The organism is Actinomadura atramentaria DSM 43919, from assembly GCF_000381885.1.
In the GTDB taxonomy this organism is placed as follows: domain Bacteria; phylum Actinomycetota; class Actinomycetes; order Streptosporangiales; family Streptosporangiaceae; genus Spirillospora; species Spirillospora atramentaria.
On sequence record NZ_KB907215.1, the window covers coordinates 258,899 to 274,301 of the forward strand.

Genomic DNA, 15,403 nt, shown 5'->3' on the forward strand with positions numbered 1-15,403 from the left:
TCTCACCCAGCTCACAGGCGCTGCAGGGCACGCGGCTGACGCCGCACCACGCGCGGCTGACTGATCCAACTCATGGGCGCAACAGGACGAGCGGCTGACGCCGCACGACGCGCAGGGGACCAGCCTGGTCGCCGGAGCCGATGACCGGCGGCGCTCCGCCAGAACCGGGGCTCAGCTCCAGCGCGCGGACCGCTGACGCTTGACGTCCGAGCGGCGCTTCTTGTTCTCCAGCCGCCGCTCGTTGATCCCGCGCGGGATCTTCTTCGGGACGCGCTTCTTCGGCGGCGGCGCGATGGCGTCCCCGAGAATGGCAGCGAGCCGGGCCCGAGCGGCGTCCCGGTTCCGCTGCTGAGACCGGTACTCCTCCGCGCGGATGGTGAGCACCCCGCGCACGAGCCGCCCCGCCAACCGCTGCAACGCTCGATCGCGCAACGGCTCGGGCAGCGACGGCGAGTTGGCGACATCGAACGACAACTCGGCGGCCGTGGCACTGGTGTTGACATGCTGCCCGCCAGGCCCGGACGACCGCGAGAACCGCCAACTCAGCTCGGCCTCGGGAATCAAGACCGAGTCACGGACACGAACGTGGTCAGGCATACCGCCATTATCCCCACGAGCCCCCAGCCGAGTCTCCCGGTTTTCCGCCGGCCTCCGAAGGCAACCAGCCCCCGTCGTCCTCACCGATTGAAGCCCCCAGCAAGCACAGGGAGCCGAACACCAACGTGACGATCGTCGCCACTCCGCAGGCGATGGTCACCAACGCGACCCCCAGAGCCCCTGGACTCGGGACACGCGTCACCAGCCGCGCGAAACCGCAGATCCCGGCGACACCCGCAGTGCATGAGGGGAGGAAGTAGATGAAAACCCAGTCGGCGTGGGTGTCGATCGCCGCGATGTGCGGACCAAGGAAGAAAAGTACCGGGCTGGCGACCATGGGGAACAGCACGCCCACAAGTAACAGCCGAACAGTCCACTCATCGCTTCTCCCTTCTGGTTTGTTCACATGCACTCCCCGGCCGGCTCGTCGCTCGCGTCGGGACGCCCCGGACGCCACGACGTCATCGTGACCGTCCGCTTCCATCATGACCTCGCCTCTTCAATTCTCAGTCGGCACCCGGCTGCTCCCGCGTACCGCGACTTGACCGACCGCCCCTCTTGGCGCGCGAATCGCGCGGATCGAGCAGACAAGGCGATCCAACACTGAAAGCGATGGCTCCCTGTTCATACAGGGCGTCGATGGTGAAACCGTAACCACTCGACGGGTCCATTCCAGACAGCTCGTTGATTTCGGGCTTGCTCCCACTGGGGCCAAATTTCGAGATCGCCCAGCCGGAACTCTCGGCGAACACCTTCAGCCGCCTGAGCGCCGGCAATATATCAGTCCGAGGCACCCCTTCGATTCGCGAAAATATTACGAGCTGATAAGGGCTGTAGTCCCCGTTGGAAAAATACTCAACGTCGGAATCATTCCCACAGGAATCGGGGCTTCCACTGCGCCCGGTATGCTGTTGCGGCAGCGCGAGGCCGCGAATTACTTCGTCAAAGAATTGGTTGAGCTTCGCCGCCGCAACCCTGTCATCAACTACTGGCAAATCTTTCATCTCGACTCCCACAATGTGACAACCAGCACAGGGGGTGACCAGCAGCACGACCAGGTAGATCGCGAGCCCCAGCCTTCTACCACTCATCCCGGGGGCCTTCCCCATTCGAGCGAAACATTCCCATAGTCGCCCACGATGATTCTCGCCTGGTTCTTGAGCGTCTCACTACCTCGATTCCAATAACCGCTGTGTCCCTCGGTGTCGGTCACGGTCGAGTTACCACCGAATTCTCTGTCCCCCGGAATCACCCCGCCTGGACCGCCGTGGACCATCCGACCCGCCCAGCCGGTGACATCGCCCCCATCCATCTGGCTCCAGAAATGCCGACCGTCGATGTGGAGGTCCTTGACATGCCCCACTCTCATACCGGGACTTCCAGCGGTGACCATGTCATCAATCGCCAGGCCATTGCCCTGGCGCCCAGCCTCTGCGGCCACGACACTGCCGTAACTGTGCGCTACCACCGTGACGTGACCTTTCGGCAACCCGGCGTCGGCGTGCGACTGGCGGAGACCGTCAATGAACCCGTCGAGCTTGGGCGCTCCATGCACCGCATAACCAGAACCGACGGCGGCAGGGAAAACCGAATCAGGCGCATCGTAACCAAGCCAGGCAATGGTCGACGTCTGACCGGGTGCGAGCTTATTGCACGCCTCCCAAAGACGATCGGCTCTTCGCATGATTCCAGGGAAGCGATCGAGATCGTCTTTCGTTCCCGGTACGTAAACCGCAGTATTTTTTGCTTTGTCGGGGTTACCAAAAGCAACAATGGCTCGGCCGTCGCCATCGTTGCGCAGTCCCAGCAGGTAAACTTCCCGAGAATCGCGCACGAGGCCACGATCCGACCCACCCATGCCATAAAAATCCAACCGCTCCTGCAACGCAAAGAGCCGTCTCTCGGCCGGGGTCCGCGGTCCTCCATGAGCTTCAATGGAAGAAAGGCGATGCTGCAGGTCGATCCGGTTGGCTTCGTCTCGGTCTTCAGTCGGTATCCCGTCAAGCCAGCCTATCGAGTTCGGGTAAGCGCCCATCAACAGATGGCGCTGTTCCTCCGGAAGATTTTTCCACCAATCAGCGACCTCTTTCGGAGTCCTGACATTCTTAGGCGGAATCTCATCCGATTCGAACCCGGCCAGATCGGTTGCCATGCGTGCGTCGTCACGAAGGCCCGCGAGCGGACGCCCTGAGTCGAGAATATCAGGCGTCAGCCTGCCGAGGGCCGCCACGATCTCCCGGTCCGCCTTCCGCGCATCCTCCAAAGCATCGACAAACTCCCGCTGGATTCCACTGGCCACCTGCTTGAACTGACCCCAATTACCGTAGGCGGGAGGAAGTACGTCAGGAAAATCTATTGAACCGTCACTGCCGACCTTCAGGTAGCGCATCTGGGCGTTGTTGATGGCGTTCAGAAGCTTTGTCTGCGCCGCCTGGAACTTTTTCTGGGCGCTGTTCAGCACGCTGGCGATCGACGCGGCTTCGGCTGAGGCGACTCGGATGCGTTCCTGGACGGGGACGAGCGTGCGGAGGGCGGCTTCGGCGTCCTTGCCGGTCCACTTCGAGCGGCGCACGCCTTGGAGGAACTTGTCGCGGTAGACGTCTTCGGCCTGTTCGAGCTGCTCTACCGACTTTCGCCACGAGCGCCAGGCCGCGTCGAGGCCGTCTAGCTTCGCGTCGCGTAACTGGGTGAAGGAAACCACTAGTGAGCGTGTCCTGTTCGGATCGCGGTGATCTGCTGCTTCATCTCGGCTTCCGCCGACTGGCGGTTGTCGGCGCACTTGCGGACCGCGTCGCCGAGGAACTCGACCTCGTCGGACATTCGCTGCAGCGCCGTCAACCAGGCGTGGGCGACGTTCTCCATCTCGGCGGCCGTCGCCCAGCCGCTCAGCATCCCGGCCGCCTTTTCCGTTTCGGCCGGGAAGGCTTTGGATGCCTGGCGCGCGTGTTCCGCCGAATCATCGGCCGACGCGCCTGCGGCCCGTAGCGCGGACGGGTCCATCGCGGACATTCCGCCTCCGCCGGCGGGCGGCTGGCCCGGCGTTGCGGGTGGAGTCGTCTGCGGCTTCGGCGTCTGCATCCACGGTGGCAGCGACTTCTCTACATCCGGGGGAAGCGGCTTCTGCGGCTGCGGATTGAGCAGTTGGTTGATCGTGTTCTCGGTCATTCGCGGTGCTCCCTCAACCGATCCCGGTTCGCCGTCGAGACCGGCCGATCAGGATCGCTCCCCCGCCGACGACTGCGAGCAGCACGACGGCACCGCCGCCGATCAGCGCGAGCCTCTTCGGTGTGAACACCGCGCTCGACTCGCTCTCGGCCACGGGCCGCGCCGAGACGGTCGGTGCCGGGGCCTCCGCGCGATGACGATCCCATTCCGCGTACACGGGGTTCGGGGCATCGGCCGCGACCTTGGCGGTGAGCGCCCGATAGGGCATCACCAGGCCGTAGCCGGTTTGCTCGTCCTTCCCTGCGGGGCCGACGTCCTTGGCGGTGGCGAGGACCCGCTGCACGACCTCCCGCGCCGACATCTGGGGGTACTTGGAACGGACGAGCGCCACGATGGCGGAGACGAACGCCGTCGATGCGCTCGTTCCATTGACCCGAACGACCTTTCCGGTCCGGTCGAGAGTTCCAATTTGGACTCCGGGTGCGGCGAGATCGACTGATGGATGCCGTGTCGAGTCGGACCACGGCTTGATGTCGGCGCCCACGGCACCGACCGTCAGGACGCCAGGGCAGTCGCCCGGTTCCATAAAGTATCGACCTGCGTAATTACCGGAACCGACCACCACGACGACATCGTGTTCCAGCGCCTTGTCGACGGCATCCTGAAGGTCCTTCGAGCAGCGGCCCTCGCCGTGGTTCCCGTGCCACGCAGCGGAAATATTGATGACGCTCGCTCCGTGGTCGACCGCCCAGTTCATACCCGCGATGTAGCCCGAGATGTCGCGGACGGCGACGGGAAGGATCCGGGCGTCCGGCGCGAGCCCGATCATGCCGGTGCGAGCACCGTTCGCGGCGATCAACGCTGCGATCCCCGTCCCATGACCGAAGCCGCCTTTATCGAACATGTCTTTCTGGGTGTCGGTGTCGGTCCGCCCATCGGTTCCGTTTCCCTCTGTGTCCCAACCGGGGAGGAGCCGACCGTCGAACTCGGGGAGTTGCCCGTCCACGCCTGTGTCGATCACGCCCACCGTGACACCGGCTCCCTTGGACACCGGCCAGACCTTCTGCTGGACGCTCCAGGTCGTGAACCACCATTCCTCCTGGCGCGGAGCGGCTGCGGCCGCTGACGCGACGGCAGGACCGAGCAGCGGAAGCGCAGTAAGACACACCGCGACGAACGACCGCAGTGCTCGCGAGAGGCGGATCATCCGTCACCTCGAAGTTCCGGTGGGGCATCCAACCGACCGGGCCGCTCGTCAGCCGCCTTTCCACAACCGCAGGAACACTTGGTCGAGGATTGCGAGAACTCCTCTTCCTGCTCTCCTCGTGGCGCGGACGGCGCACCGCCCACGTTCGGCTCCGGTACCGGCTCCATGCCCCAGACCTCGGTAGCGGAGTCCATGCGCCAACCGTCCTCGTCAGACTCGATGACGGCCGAGAGTTCGGCCCCGATCACCGGTGTGACCGCAGGTTCTCCCTCCCAGCTCTCCTTATCCTCCGCGAGCCAGTAATCGCGGCGCCGTTCCTCTTGCGCTTCGCCCTTGCCACCTGCCCCCATACCGCCGGAACCCATCGGGCCTGTTCCGCGCAGCCCCGTAGACGCTTGCCGTCCCAACGTTGTCCGTGCGCCCGCCGAACCGGCGTTAGGCGGCATTCCAGCGCCTCCGTCAGGCGGGCCGAGACTGCCTGGAGCCCCACCGGGCGTCGGAGGCAAGCCTGAAGGACCACCGATCACGGCGGATCCCGGGCCGCCAAACGTTCCTGGAGCGCCTCCGGAACCGAACCCACCGGGTGGGCCGGAGAACGGCGAACCCATTCCAGTGCTACCGCCCACACCCGCAAGCTCGGTGTCGTGAGGAAACACACCGACGGGATGCTGGCCGGGAGGAGAGCTGCCGACGCCGCCCCCACCGTGCGGGCCGCTCAAGCTGCCTGGCGCACCTGAGGCGCCAGCCGGCTCCCGGCCGCCGTGACTGCCGCCCGAAATGCCCGGGGCCGCCTGGGTCGGCTGCCCGCTCGCCGCCGCCCGATCCATCGGGTGTGGCGGAGCGCCGGTTGGTTGGAGGTCGTCGACGATTCTCAGCCCCTTCTGGACCATGACCGACTCGGGCAGTCGGGACCACGCCTCGGTGATGCGGCCGTTGAGGCGTTTCATGTACTCGCGGGCGTAATCGTCATCGCCGCCGGTCTTGATCCAACCCGCGCCCGGTTTGTGCTTGACGTACCAGGGCAGGATCTCCGCCCCGTACCAGTCGAGGGTTCCGCCGACCTTGGCAGTCGCGGTGGACAGTTCGTCCGCCGTGGTGTGGAGCTTCTTGAGCGCCGCCTGGGTCGCGGTCGCGGCCTCGTCGTCCCAGACGTCGGTCAGCGTCCTGGCCGCGTGGGCGAGGACGTCGCGCAGCCGCGCGAGATGCTCGGACGCCGCCTTGTGGGCTTCTCCGGCCTTGGCGATGGCATCCGCGTCCGTCGCGTCGAGGAGGGCACGGATCTTGTCGACGTCGCCGTAGGCGTGCGGGTTCCCGCTCGGCGCCGTCCCCGTCCTGAGTTGGTACTGCGTCATCGCTACTCCACCGCCTTGACGGACGAACGGGTAGGGGCGGGGCCGCTGGACGGGTTGATCGAGCGAATGTCCGCGAGCATCTTCTCGTCGGATTCGCGGTAGTTGTCCGCCATCTTGGACAACGCCGCCGCGAACTCCGCGAGGTTGGAGACGAATTCGTCGTATAGGCGGGCGATGTTCCGATTTCCCGCCACCACGGTCGCGGCTAACGACTGGGCCGCATCCCACGTCCCGAACGCCGACGCCGGTACGTTGCCGCGCGACTCCACGTCGGAGACGCTCCCGCTACCCGTGAGCTGGTCGAGTTCGCGCTGCATCTTCTTGGCCACGTCCTTGATCTTGGCGTGGTCGTAGCGTGACGTGCCTGGTCCCGCCATTGGCTCACCTTTCGGGCATGGGTGTGTCCGGGGAGCGCGGGGTCGACACGAATCCTTTACCGAGCGCGGGTGATCAGTCAAGTCGAATGGGAGCGGGGCGGGTTATGCATCGCTCCAGGCGGGCGTGGCGCCATGTTCGTGCGCTTCAGTGCAGAAGTGGACAGCACCCCCGCAAACGGAAACACGGCCGCGTGATCCACGGGGATTCGATCACGCGGCCGTGCTCTCCCATGCCGGGTCGCGCGGGGCCCGGCCCGGCCCCGCACGACCCTCATCACCGGTGGCGGCCGCTCGTCCGCCCGCTCCCCCCGGAGCCGTGACCGCGCGGGGCCACCGGTGAGTCCTGATGCCTCAGACCGATCCCGAGGAGAGGATCTTGGAGGCGACCTGCCTGGCCGTGGCGGACGGGATCGCGAAGCCGACGCCGATGCTGCCGGACGAGCCGCTGCCCGACGTCGCGATGGCCGTGTTGATCCCGATGAGCTGTCCCGCGCCGTTCACCAGCGCGCCGCCCGAGTTGCCCGGGTTGATGGCGGCGTCCGTCTGGATGGCGTCGCGGATGACGGTCTGCTCCTGCTGCGTCATCTGGCCGCGCAGGAACGGCGGAAGCTGCTGCTGGTCGTCGTCGGAGCCCTCCTGGATGTCGCGGCCGAGGGCGCTGACGATCCCGGACGTCACCGAGCCGTCGAGCCCGAGCGGGCTGCCGATCGCCAGCACCGGGTCGCCGACCGCGACGGACGAGCTGTCGCCGAAGGTGACGGGCTTCAGCCCGGACACGCCCGAGGCCTTCACGACGGCGAGGTCGTGCGAGGTGTCGGCGCCGACGACGGTGGCGGAAGCGGTTTTGGCGTCGCTGAACTTCACCGTCAGCCGCGTCGCCCCCGAGACGACGTGCGCGTTGGTGAGGATGACGCCGTCCGAGCGGATCACCACGCCGGACCCGGAGCCGGACTGCGTGGAGATGGACACGACGCTCGGGCTGACGGCGGCGGCGACCTGCGCGGTCGTCCCGCTGTTCTTCGCGCCGGACACGGCGGTGGGGCTGGAGTAGACGGTCTCGCCCCCGGTCGCCGTCAGCGCGACGGCCGCCCCCGCGGCCCCCGAGCCGAGCGCGACGATCGCGGCGGCCCCCACCGCGGCGATCTTGCGGCCGGGCGACCAGCCCGTCCGGCGCGGCGCGGTCTCCGGCGCGTAGCGCGGCGCGAACATCGGCTGCGGCGTCTCCCACGGCGGGCGCGGTTCCCCGCCCCCTGCGGCGTTCGGCTCGGTCATGTCGGTTCCCCCTGTTTGTCTTGCCTGCCTCCGAATATCGGTGACCCGTCTGAGTCGTCCCTGAGCCGTACCTGAACATCGCCTGAAGACGTGGACAGGGCGCGGTCCCCGGTCCGGCGGGAGCGGGGGCGCGCCCTGTGGGTCCAGCAGACCGCGCCGACCTGGAGACGGCCTGAAAGGACGCGCAACCTTCGCCGCACATGTCAGTCGAGCGGCAGGATCACCCGGAACACCGCGCCCTCGCCCGGCGACGACTCGACCTCGACGCGTCCGTCGTGGGCGGCGACGAGCGCGGCGACGATGGCGAGCCCCAGCCCGGTGCCGCCCGCGGCGGCGCGCGTGCGGCCCTCGTCCGCCCGGTAGAACCGTTCGAAGACGCGTTCGCGCTGCTCGGGGCTCAGCCCGGGCCCCTGGTCGGCGACCTCGCAGACGGCGGCGGGCGCGCCCGCCAGCTCGCCGGGCCGCAGCCGCACCTCGATGGGCGTGTCCGCCGGGGTGTGGGCGACGGCGTTGTTGAGCAGGTTCGCCAGGACCTGCCGCAGCCGGGGCTCGTCCCCGAGCACCTGGTAGGCGACGCCGCCGTCCACCGAAAGGTCGATGGAACGGTCCGGAGCGACGACGCGGGTGTCGCGGACGGCGTCCGCCGCGACCGCGAGCAGGTCCACCGGCCGCCGCTCGACGGGCCGCTGCCGGTCGAGCCGCGCCAGCAGCAGCAGGTCCTCGACGAGCAGCCCCATCCGGGACGCGGTGTCCTCGATCCGCCCGATGAGCCGGTCCAACTCCTCCGGGGACCGCGCCGCGCCCTGCCGGTACAGCTCGGCGAACCCGCGGATCGCGGTGAGCGGCGTCCGCAGTTCGTGGCTGGCGTCCGCGACGAACCGGCGCATCCGCTCCTCGGACCGCCGCGCCGACGCCTCCGACACGGCGCGCGCGCCGAACGCGGCCTCGATCTGGCTGAGCATCCCGTTCAGCGCGAGCCCGAGCCGGCCGACCTCGGTGCGCGGGTCGGCGTCGGGGACGCGGCGCGACAGGTCCCCGGCGGCGATGGCCCCGGCGGTGTCCTCGATCTCGCGCAGCGGCCGCAGGCTCGCCGCGACCGCCCACACGCCGAGGATCGTGATGCCCGCGACGACGAGCACGCCGACGATCGCGTCGATCCCGGCGAGCCGCCCGACCGTCCGCTCGACCTCCTGGAGGCTGACGGCCAGGACGAGCACGCTCCCGTCCGGCAATGGTTCGGCGATGACGCGCCAGGGCGTCCGGCCGCCGTCGGTGCCGGACGAGGTGAACGGCTCGCCCGTCCGCCCGTAGTCGCGCGCGGACAGCCGGGGCCGCCCGGCCGTCCCGAACGGCGGCGGATCGCCTTCGCGGACCTGCCCGTCCGTCCCCCGGACGGCGATGAACATCTCGCTCGGCAGCCGCACGTACACGCGGTCCTCGGCGGTGCCGAGCTGCGGAGCGACCTGCTTGACGGCGCGCGCGACGTTGTCGCGGAGCTGTTCGTCGGCGCGCCCGACCAGATAACTGCGCAGTACGCCCACGCTGGCGGTGCTCATGACGACGAGCCCGAGCGCGACGAGCAGCAGCACGCCCGCGATCAGCCGCACCCGCAGCGGCGTGCGGGCGGCGAGACGGCGCAGCGCGGTCAGGACGGGGGCTCCCGCAGGACGTACCCGACGCCGCGCAGCGTGTGGATCAGCCGGGGCTCGGCGTTGTCGACCTTGCGGCGCAGCGCGGACACGTAGGACTCGACGATCCCGGCGTCACCCCGGAAGTCGTAGTTCCAGACGTGGTCGAGGATCTGCGCCTTGGACAGGACGCGCCCCGCGTTCGCCATGAAGTACCGGAGCAGCTTGAACTCCGTCGGCGAGAGCTGGATGGCCGAGCCGCCGCGCCAGACCTCGTGCGACTCCTCGTCCAGCTCGACGTCGGCGAAGACCATGCGCGGCTGCGGCTCGGCGGCCCCGCCGCGGAACCGGCGCAGGACGGCGCGGATGCGGGCGATGACCTCCTCCAGGCTGAACGGCTTGGTGACGTAGTCGTCGCCGCCGATGGTCAGGCCCTTGACGCGGTCCTGCACGGAGTCGCGCGCGGTGAGGAAGACGACGGGCGTGCGGTCGCCGCCGGAGCGCAGCCGCCGGGCGACGTCGAACCCGTCGATGTCGGGCAGCATCACGTCCAGGACGATGAGGTCGGGCCGGTGCCGCCGGGCGGCCTGGACCGCGTCGGCGCCGCTCGTCGCGGTGACGACGTCGAAGCCGGTGAAGCGCAGGCTTCCGGCGAGCAGTTCCAGGATGTTGGGCTCGTCCTCGACGACGAGCAGCCGCGCCTCCGGCGTCCGGCCGCCCGCCGAGCCCGTGGTCTCGGCCAATGGTCCCCCTTCTCCCATCATGGCAAAGGCTGCCACGGGAACCTGAAGGGAGCCTGACCGCGAGCTGGAAGCGGCCGTCCCCGGCACCGCCGGGAGGAGTGCGGCGCCGGGGACGGACGTTCGTGGGGGTCAGCCGAAGTACTCGATGAACGGGACGCGCTTGGACCCGGTGCTCGCGGTCCCGACGCTCGCGACGCCCGTCGTGCCCGGGCGGGCGTCGGCGTCCGCGACGGCGAGCGTGCCGGAGCGCGCCGGGCCGTACACCGTCGTCCACGCGGTGCCGCTGTAGTGGTAGTAGGTCGCCTTGCCGGACGACGTCGCGGGCGTGACGATCGCGCCGGACTTGCCGTCCGACGACAGGCCCGCCGGGGTCTGCGAGCCGGGCGTGTTCGCCGTCTTCCACGTCGTGCCGTCGTAACGCAGCAGCGCGTTGGTGGACTGCGAGTTCTGCTTGGCGCGCAGGACGTAGACGTTGGTGGCGGAGTTGGCGACGATCCGCGTGAAGACGGCGCGGTTCGTCGGGGTGCCCATCGAGCCGGGCACCTTGATCTGCTTCCAGGTCTTGCCGTCGTAGTGGACGACCAGGCCGGTGACGCCGGTGCCGTTGCTGGTCGTCCCGGCGAGCCACACGTCGCTCTTGGAGCGGACGTCCACCGCGACGATCGAGGTGGACGCGGGCAGCGTCACCTTGGCGTCCGTCCAGGCGGAGCCCGTCCAGCGCAGCACCGACGCGGGGCCGCCCGAGCTGACGTCGATGCCGGTGACGGAGTAGGCGGTGCCGTCCGCGGCGGCGGACACCTGCGTCGGCAGCCCCACCATCGGGTAGCTCGCCGTCGCCCACTTCGTGCCGTTCCAGTACAGGCTGACCGGGCCGGTGAGGTTGAAGCCGACGATCCACGCCTTGCTCGCGCTCGCCGCGGCGACGTCGGTCGGGGTGAAGCCGACCGGGCTCGTCTGCGCCTTCCACGCCGACCCGTCCCAGCGGACGATCCGCGCGGTCGGCGACCACAGCGCGCCGCTCGACCCGACGGCCCAGCCGGCGCTCTTGCTCGCGAAGTCGACGCGGTCCAGGCTGCCGTCGTAGTTCAGGGCCGTGCTGGCGATGTTCCGCCAGCCCGCCGCCAGCGCGGGCGGCGCGAGCAGCACCCCGGTGCCGAGGGCGAGGGCGGTGGCCCCGGCGAGCAGCGCGTTGCGTCTCATCAATCGTCTCCCCAAGCTCAGATCCCGACGACGCAAAAGAGTACGGGAAGACTTACCCGCGGGTAAGAGGCGGCTTATGCCGAAGTGATGAAAACAGGAACGCCCGGAGGCGGCGCTCCTGCCTCCGGGCGTTCTGAAGGGTGCGGTTACTCGCCCTTCCAGACGGGCTTGCGCTTCTCGGCGAACGCCGCCGGGCCCTCCATCGCGTCGGCCGAGCCGAACACCGGGAGGACGATCTCCTGCTGCTTGGCGAACGCCTCGTCGGCGGACCAGTCGGCGGACTCGACGATGACCTTCTTCGTCGCGGCCAGCGCCAGCGGCGCGTTCTCCGCGACCTTGAGGGCCAGCTCCTTCGCCGCCGCGAGCGCGCCGCCGGACTCGGTGAGCCGGTTGACGAAGCCCAGCTCCGCCATCCGCTCCGCCGGGTACTTGTCGCCGGTCAGCGCGATCTCCATCGCGATGTGGAACGGGATGCGCTGCGGGAGCCGCAGCAGCCCGCCGCCCGCCGCGACCAGGCCGCGCTTGGGCTCGGGCAGCCCGAACTGGGCGTCCTTCGCCGCGACGACCATGTCGCACGACAGCGCGACCTCGCAGCCGCCGGCCAGCGCGTAGCCCTCGACCGCCGCGATCAGCGGCTTGGCCGACGGGCGCTCCACGATCCCCGCGAACCCGCGGCCCTCCACGACCGGGTTGTCGCCGGTCAGGAAGCCCTTGAGGTCCATGCCCGCGCAGAACGTGCCGCCCGCGCCGGTGAGGATGCCGATCGACAGGTCCTTGCGGGAGTCCAGCTCGTCCAGCGCCGCCGCGATGCCCTTCGCCACCTCGCCGTTGACGGCGTTGCGGGCCTCCGGGCGGTTGATCGTGATGATGAGGACGGCGCCGTCCTCCTCGGTGAGAACAGCCTCGGACATTCAGTGCCTCACTTCGGCTGGAAGCGGATGCCGCCGTCGAACCGGATGGTCTCGCCGTTCATGTAGTCGTTCTCGATCAGCGAGACGACCAGGTGGGCGAACTCCGACGCCTTGCCCATGCGCTTGGGGAACGGCACCGGCGCGGCCAGCTTGGCCTTGAACGCCTCGGCGGCCTCGCCCTCGCCGTAGATCGGCGTGTCGATGATGCCGGGGCAGATGGTGTTGACCCGGACGCCGATGGCGGCGAGGTCGCGGGCGGCGGGCAGCGTCATGCCGACGATGCCGCCCTTGGACGCGGAGTAGGCGATCTGCCCGGTCTGGCCCTCCAGCGCCGCGACGGAGGCCGTGTTGATGACGACGCCGCGCAGGCCGTCGGCGTCGGCGGGCTCGGTCTTGGCGATGGCCGCGGCGCCGAGGCGCAGCAGGTTGAAGGTGCCGATCAGGTTGATCTGGACGACCTTCTCGAAGGTGGCCAGGTCGTGCGGGTTGCCGTTGCGGTCGACCGTGCGGGTCGCCCAGCCGATGCCGGCGCTGCTCACGATGACGCGCAGCGGGGCGCCGGTGTCGACGGCGGCCTGGACGGCGGCCTGCACCTGCGCCTCGTCGGACACGTCGGTCTTGACGAACACGCCGCCGATCTCGTCCGCGAGGGCCTTGCCCTTGTCCTCGTTGAGGTCGGCCACGACTACCTTGGCGCCGTCGGCGGCGAGGGCGCGGACGGTGGCCTCACCGAGACCGCTCGCACCACCGGAGACGACGGCGGAAACTCCGTTCAGGTCCATAAGCAGCACCTTACGTCAGGGACCGAATGTGGTTCGGGTGATGTTACCCACAGGTCACAATACGGGGAATGTTTTCGCGCTCCGACATCCGGGTGGCCCCGCCCGGACCCGCGCCGCACCGCGCCGCGCCCGCCCGCGCCCGGCGGCCCGGACGACCCGGCGCGGGCTGAGTAATACCCGTCCGGTCCTCGGCCGATTCCTGGCAACGGGCGAGTACGCCCAGCCGAGGGCGCCGTGACGAAGACCTCCCGCGCCGCCTTGCACCCGACGCGCGACGCGCGCCCCTACCCCGCGCACGTGCCGACGGCGGGCGGCGGGTGGCGGGTGGCGGAGCAGATCGTGGAACGTTCCGTCAACCTTTGAACACCGACCGGAAACCGCCATGCGCGGATCGTGCGTCCGGAGAAGGAACCGGGCGGCCGTCTTTGATCACCGGCGCACATTTCCGGAATTCTTTCGGCGCGGTGGCCACGTCCGGCCTCGGATCGCGGTGAACCGCCGGACCCGGCATGGCCGAGATCACACGCCGGTAAAGCATCAACCTTTATGTCCGAAATCTTGTAACAGTGCGTAGTCGTCGGATACAGATCACGGAACGGCCAAGCCTTCCGATGAGACATGCGCCACGTTCCGGCCAGCAACATCTACCCGCGGAGTGAGTCCGCCGTCCCCGCGCGGACCCCGGCGGCGGCTACCCGACGTGATCAACTCCGCCGCCCGGACGGCCCGCGAATTGCTCACCCCGAGGCCACACAAACCGTACAGAACGGCCATTCACGGCTCTCTGTGACCCAGATCACGGAGCCGAGATCAGCCCAGGCAGCGCCGGGAACGCGGACCCCGGCGGGCCCCGCGCCGCCCCGGAAAACACCGTCCGTGATTTGCCAGATATCCCGGCCTATGGCTACGTTCCTGGCGATCCCTGCGGCACGGGCCGCCCGACAACGCCGTCGACAGGTCCCTCGCCAGAGACGCGAGGCAACCTCGGCAGAGGCCCGGCATCGCCGCCGATCACAACAGAAGAGCACCACCGACGCGCGAGAAGCGGCGCCCCGACCATCGCCGCCGCGTCGGCAGCCGCGTCCGTGCGGTCAGGAAGCACGGAGCCGGTACCGCGAGCCCGGCGTCCCGCCGTCCCGTCCCTGGGCGGCGCGACGGACCCGAGCCGCGTCGCGACCACCGCAAGCCGTCCCGGGCACAGCCCTGCCCGGGTGGCCGGCCGCGCCGGTAGGCACCGCCCGCTAGGTCAGGAGTCGTCCTGCATACCCCCCGATTCACCGCGAACACCCATGCCCGCACGTTCCGCGCCCGGATCGCGACGGCCGCCACGGCCGCGCTGCTCGGCGCGGGGGCCCTGGTGGCGATCGGCGCCTCGGACGGCGCGGACGCCGCCCCGACGACGGCCGCGCCGCGGTTCGCGCCCGTCGCGGCCAAGACGAAGATCTCGGCGGCGAAGAAGGCGAAGCAGCGCAAGCGCGCCGACTACGCCGTGAAGTACGCCTACAAGCAGATCGGCGACAAGTACCGCTACGGGGCGACCGGCCCTGGTTCGTGGGACTGCTCCGGACTCGCGGGCGGCTCGTGGCGCAAGGCCGGCGTCAAGCTTCCCCGCACGACGCAGCAGATCTACCGCGCGGTCAAGTACAAGGTGTCGTGGAAGGGCGCCGTGAAGGGCGACCTGCTGTTCTTCTACGGCGGACGGTCGCACGTCGGCATCTACGTCGGCCACGGCTACATGATCCACGCGCCCAGCTCCGGCAAGCGCGTCAAGAAGATCAAGCTCACGAGCTACTACAAGCGCAACTTCAGCGGCGCCGTCCGGCCCGGGTACTGACCCGCCGGAGCGCCGACGTGCGAGCGGCCCGGAACCCGGTGCGGGGTTCCGGGCCGCTCGCACGCGCGGGCGGACGCGGTCACGCGCCGTCGACCGCCGGGTAGTCGGTGTAGCCCCGGTGGTCGCCCCCGAAGAACGACGCCCGGTCCGCCGCGTTGTAGGGACCGCCCGCCCGGACGCGCTCGGGCAGGTCCGGGTTGGCGAGCCACAGTTCCCCGAACACGGCGGCGTCGGCGGTGCCGTCCGTCACCGCGTCCGCGCCGAGCTCCGGCCGCGACGGGAAGTCCTCGGGCGTCGGGTGCGCGTTCAGCAGCAGCGTTCCGGGCCACGCCGCG

General features: G+C 69.4%; 16 protein-coding genes. 2 read left to right on the plus strand and 14 right to left on the minus strand.

Features of this window, described 5'->3' with window-relative positions; translation table 11 throughout:
• Positions 1-171: 171 nt before the first annotated feature.
• The 13 genes from arfB to G339_RS0120660 all read right to left on the minus strand — a co-directional run bounded on the left by arfB (position 172) and on the right by G339_RS0120660 (position 13,234).
• The gene (arfB, locus tag G339_RS0120600; protein WP_019632961.1) at positions 172-597 is read right to left on the minus strand and encodes an alternative ribosome rescue aminoacyl-tRNA hydrolase ArfB; all 426 of its coding nucleotides are present in this window, start codon (positions 595-597) and stop codon (positions 172-174) included.
• Positions 598-1,103: 506 nt separating this feature from the next.
• The gene (locus tag G339_RS39010) at positions 1,104-1,649 is read right to left on the minus strand and encodes a hypothetical protein (RefSeq protein WP_157407916.1); all 546 of its coding nucleotides are present in this window, start codon (positions 1,647-1,649) and stop codon (positions 1,104-1,106) included.
• Between the two features lie 35 nt (positions 1,650-1,684).
• Positions 1,685-3,298 (minus strand): alpha/beta hydrolase, encoded by a 1,614-nt coding sequence (locus G339_RS38025; protein WP_084693342.1) that lies wholly within the window; start codon positions 3,296-3,298, stop codon positions 1,685-1,687.
• Positions 3,298-3,762 carry a hypothetical protein gene (locus G339_RS0120615; RefSeq protein WP_157407917.1) on the minus strand — a complete coding sequence of 155 codons (465 nt, stop codon included), beginning with the start codon at positions 3,760-3,762 and terminating at the stop codon, positions 3,298-3,300. The genes G339_RS38025 and G339_RS0120615 overlap by 1 nt, the downstream gene beginning before the upstream one ends.
• Positions 3,763-3,775: 13 nt before the next feature.
• Positions 3,776-4,969: a S8 family serine peptidase gene (locus G339_RS34695; RefSeq protein ID WP_019632964.1), complete on the minus strand. Its 1,194-nt coding sequence runs from the start codon at positions 4,967-4,969 to the stop codon at positions 3,776-3,778.
• Positions 4,966-6,321 carry a WXG100 family type VII secretion target gene (locus tag G339_RS39015; RefSeq protein ID WP_157407918.1) on the minus strand — a complete coding sequence of 452 codons (1,356 nt, stop codon included), beginning with the start codon at positions 6,319-6,321 and terminating at the stop codon, positions 4,966-4,968. Before G339_RS39015 ends, G339_RS34695 begins: the two co-directional genes overlap by 4 nt.
• Before the next feature lie 2 nt (positions 6,322-6,323).
• Positions 6,324-6,650, minus strand: coding sequence for a hypothetical protein (locus G339_RS0120630; RefSeq protein ID WP_157407919.1), 327 nt, complete (start codon positions 6,648-6,650; stop codon positions 6,324-6,326).
• Between the two features lie 399 nt (positions 6,651-7,049).
• The gene (locus G339_RS0120635; protein WP_019632967.1) at positions 7,050-7,970 is read right to left on the minus strand and encodes a S1C family serine protease; all 921 of its coding nucleotides are present in this window, start codon (positions 7,968-7,970) and stop codon (positions 7,050-7,052) included.
• Positions 7,971-8,173: 203 nt separating this feature from the next.
• The gene (locus G339_RS0120640) at positions 8,174-9,577 is read right to left on the minus strand and encodes a sensor histidine kinase (RefSeq protein ID WP_019632968.1); all 1,404 of its coding nucleotides are present in this window, start codon (positions 9,575-9,577) and stop codon (positions 8,174-8,176) included.
• 38 nt (positions 9,578-9,615) lie between these two features.
• Entirely contained in the window at positions 9,616-10,341 is a 726-nt protein-coding gene (locus G339_RS0120645) for a response regulator transcription factor (protein ID WP_019632969.1), read from the minus strand.
• A 129-nt stretch (positions 10,342-10,470) separates the two neighbouring features.
• The gene (locus G339_RS0120650; protein ID WP_019632970.1) at positions 10,471-11,541 is read right to left on the minus strand and encodes a hypothetical protein; all 1,071 of its coding nucleotides are present in this window, start codon (positions 11,539-11,541) and stop codon (positions 10,471-10,473) included.
• A 146-nt stretch (positions 11,542-11,687) separates the two neighbouring features.
• Positions 11,688-12,452 carry a crotonase/enoyl-CoA hydratase family protein gene (locus G339_RS0120655; protein WP_019632971.1) on the minus strand — a complete coding sequence of 255 codons (765 nt, stop codon included), beginning with the start codon at positions 12,450-12,452 and terminating at the stop codon, positions 11,688-11,690.
• 8 nt (positions 12,453-12,460) lie between these two features.
• Positions 12,461-13,234, minus strand: coding sequence for an SDR family oxidoreductase (locus G339_RS0120660; RefSeq protein WP_019632972.1), 774 nt, complete (start codon positions 13,232-13,234; stop codon positions 12,461-12,463).
• A gap of 234 nt (positions 13,235-13,468) precedes the next feature.
• On the opposite strand from G339_RS0120660, the gene G339_RS40895 reads away from it, so the two are divergent.
• Together G339_RS40895 and G339_RS0120670 are read left to right on the plus strand one after the other, a co-directional pair.
• A complete protein-coding gene (locus G339_RS40895) occupies positions 13,469-13,597 on the plus strand; it encodes a hypothetical protein (RefSeq protein ID WP_019632973.1) in 129 nt (42 codons plus the stop codon).
• Between the two features lie 994 nt (positions 13,598-14,591).
• Positions 14,592-15,068 carry a C40 family peptidase gene (locus G339_RS0120670; protein WP_019632974.1) on the plus strand — a complete coding sequence of 159 codons (477 nt, stop codon included), beginning with the start codon at positions 14,592-14,594 and terminating at the stop codon, positions 15,066-15,068.
• A 79-nt stretch (positions 15,069-15,147) separates the two neighbouring features.
• On the opposite strand, the gene G339_RS39020 is transcribed toward G339_RS0120670, so the two are convergent.
• The gene (locus tag G339_RS39020; RefSeq protein ID WP_019632975.1) at positions 15,148-15,318 is read right to left on the minus strand and encodes a hypothetical protein; all 171 of its coding nucleotides are present in this window, start codon (positions 15,316-15,318) and stop codon (positions 15,148-15,150) included.
• Positions 15,319-15,403: the final 85 nt, after the last annotated feature.

Excerpts from the sequence above, each read along its gene's own strand:
- G339_RS0120615 (WP_157407917.1), bottom strand. The coding sequence starts at position 3,762 with ATGACCGAGAACACGATCAACCAACTGCTCAATCCGCAGCCGCAGAAG.
- G339_RS34695 (WP_019632964.1), bottom strand. The coding sequence starts at position 4,969 with ATGATCCGCCTCTCGCGAGCACTGCGGTCGTTCGTCGCGGTGTGTCTT.
- G339_RS0120655 (WP_019632971.1), bottom strand. The coding sequence starts at position 12,452 with ATGTCCGAGGCTGTTCTCACCGAGGAGGACGGCGCCGTCCTCATCATC.
- arfB (WP_019632961.1), bottom strand. The coding sequence starts at position 597 with ATGCCTGACCACGTTCGTGTCCGTGACTCGGTCTTGATTCCCGAGGCC.
- G339_RS0120635 (WP_019632967.1), bottom strand. The coding sequence starts at position 7,970 with ATGACCGAGCCGAACGCCGCAGGGGGCGGGGAACCGCGCCCGCCGTGG.
- G339_RS0120650 (WP_019632970.1), bottom strand. The coding sequence starts at position 11,541 with ATGAGACGCAACGCGCTGCTCGCCGGGGCCACCGCCCTCGCCCTCGGC.
- G339_RS0120660 (WP_019632972.1), bottom strand. The coding sequence starts at position 13,234 with ATGGACCTGAACGGAGTTTCCGCCGTCGTCTCCGGTGGTGCGAGCGGT.
- G339_RS39015 (WP_157407918.1), bottom strand. The coding sequence starts at position 6,321 with ATGACGCAGTACCAACTCAGGACGGGGACGGCGCCGAGCGGGAACCCG.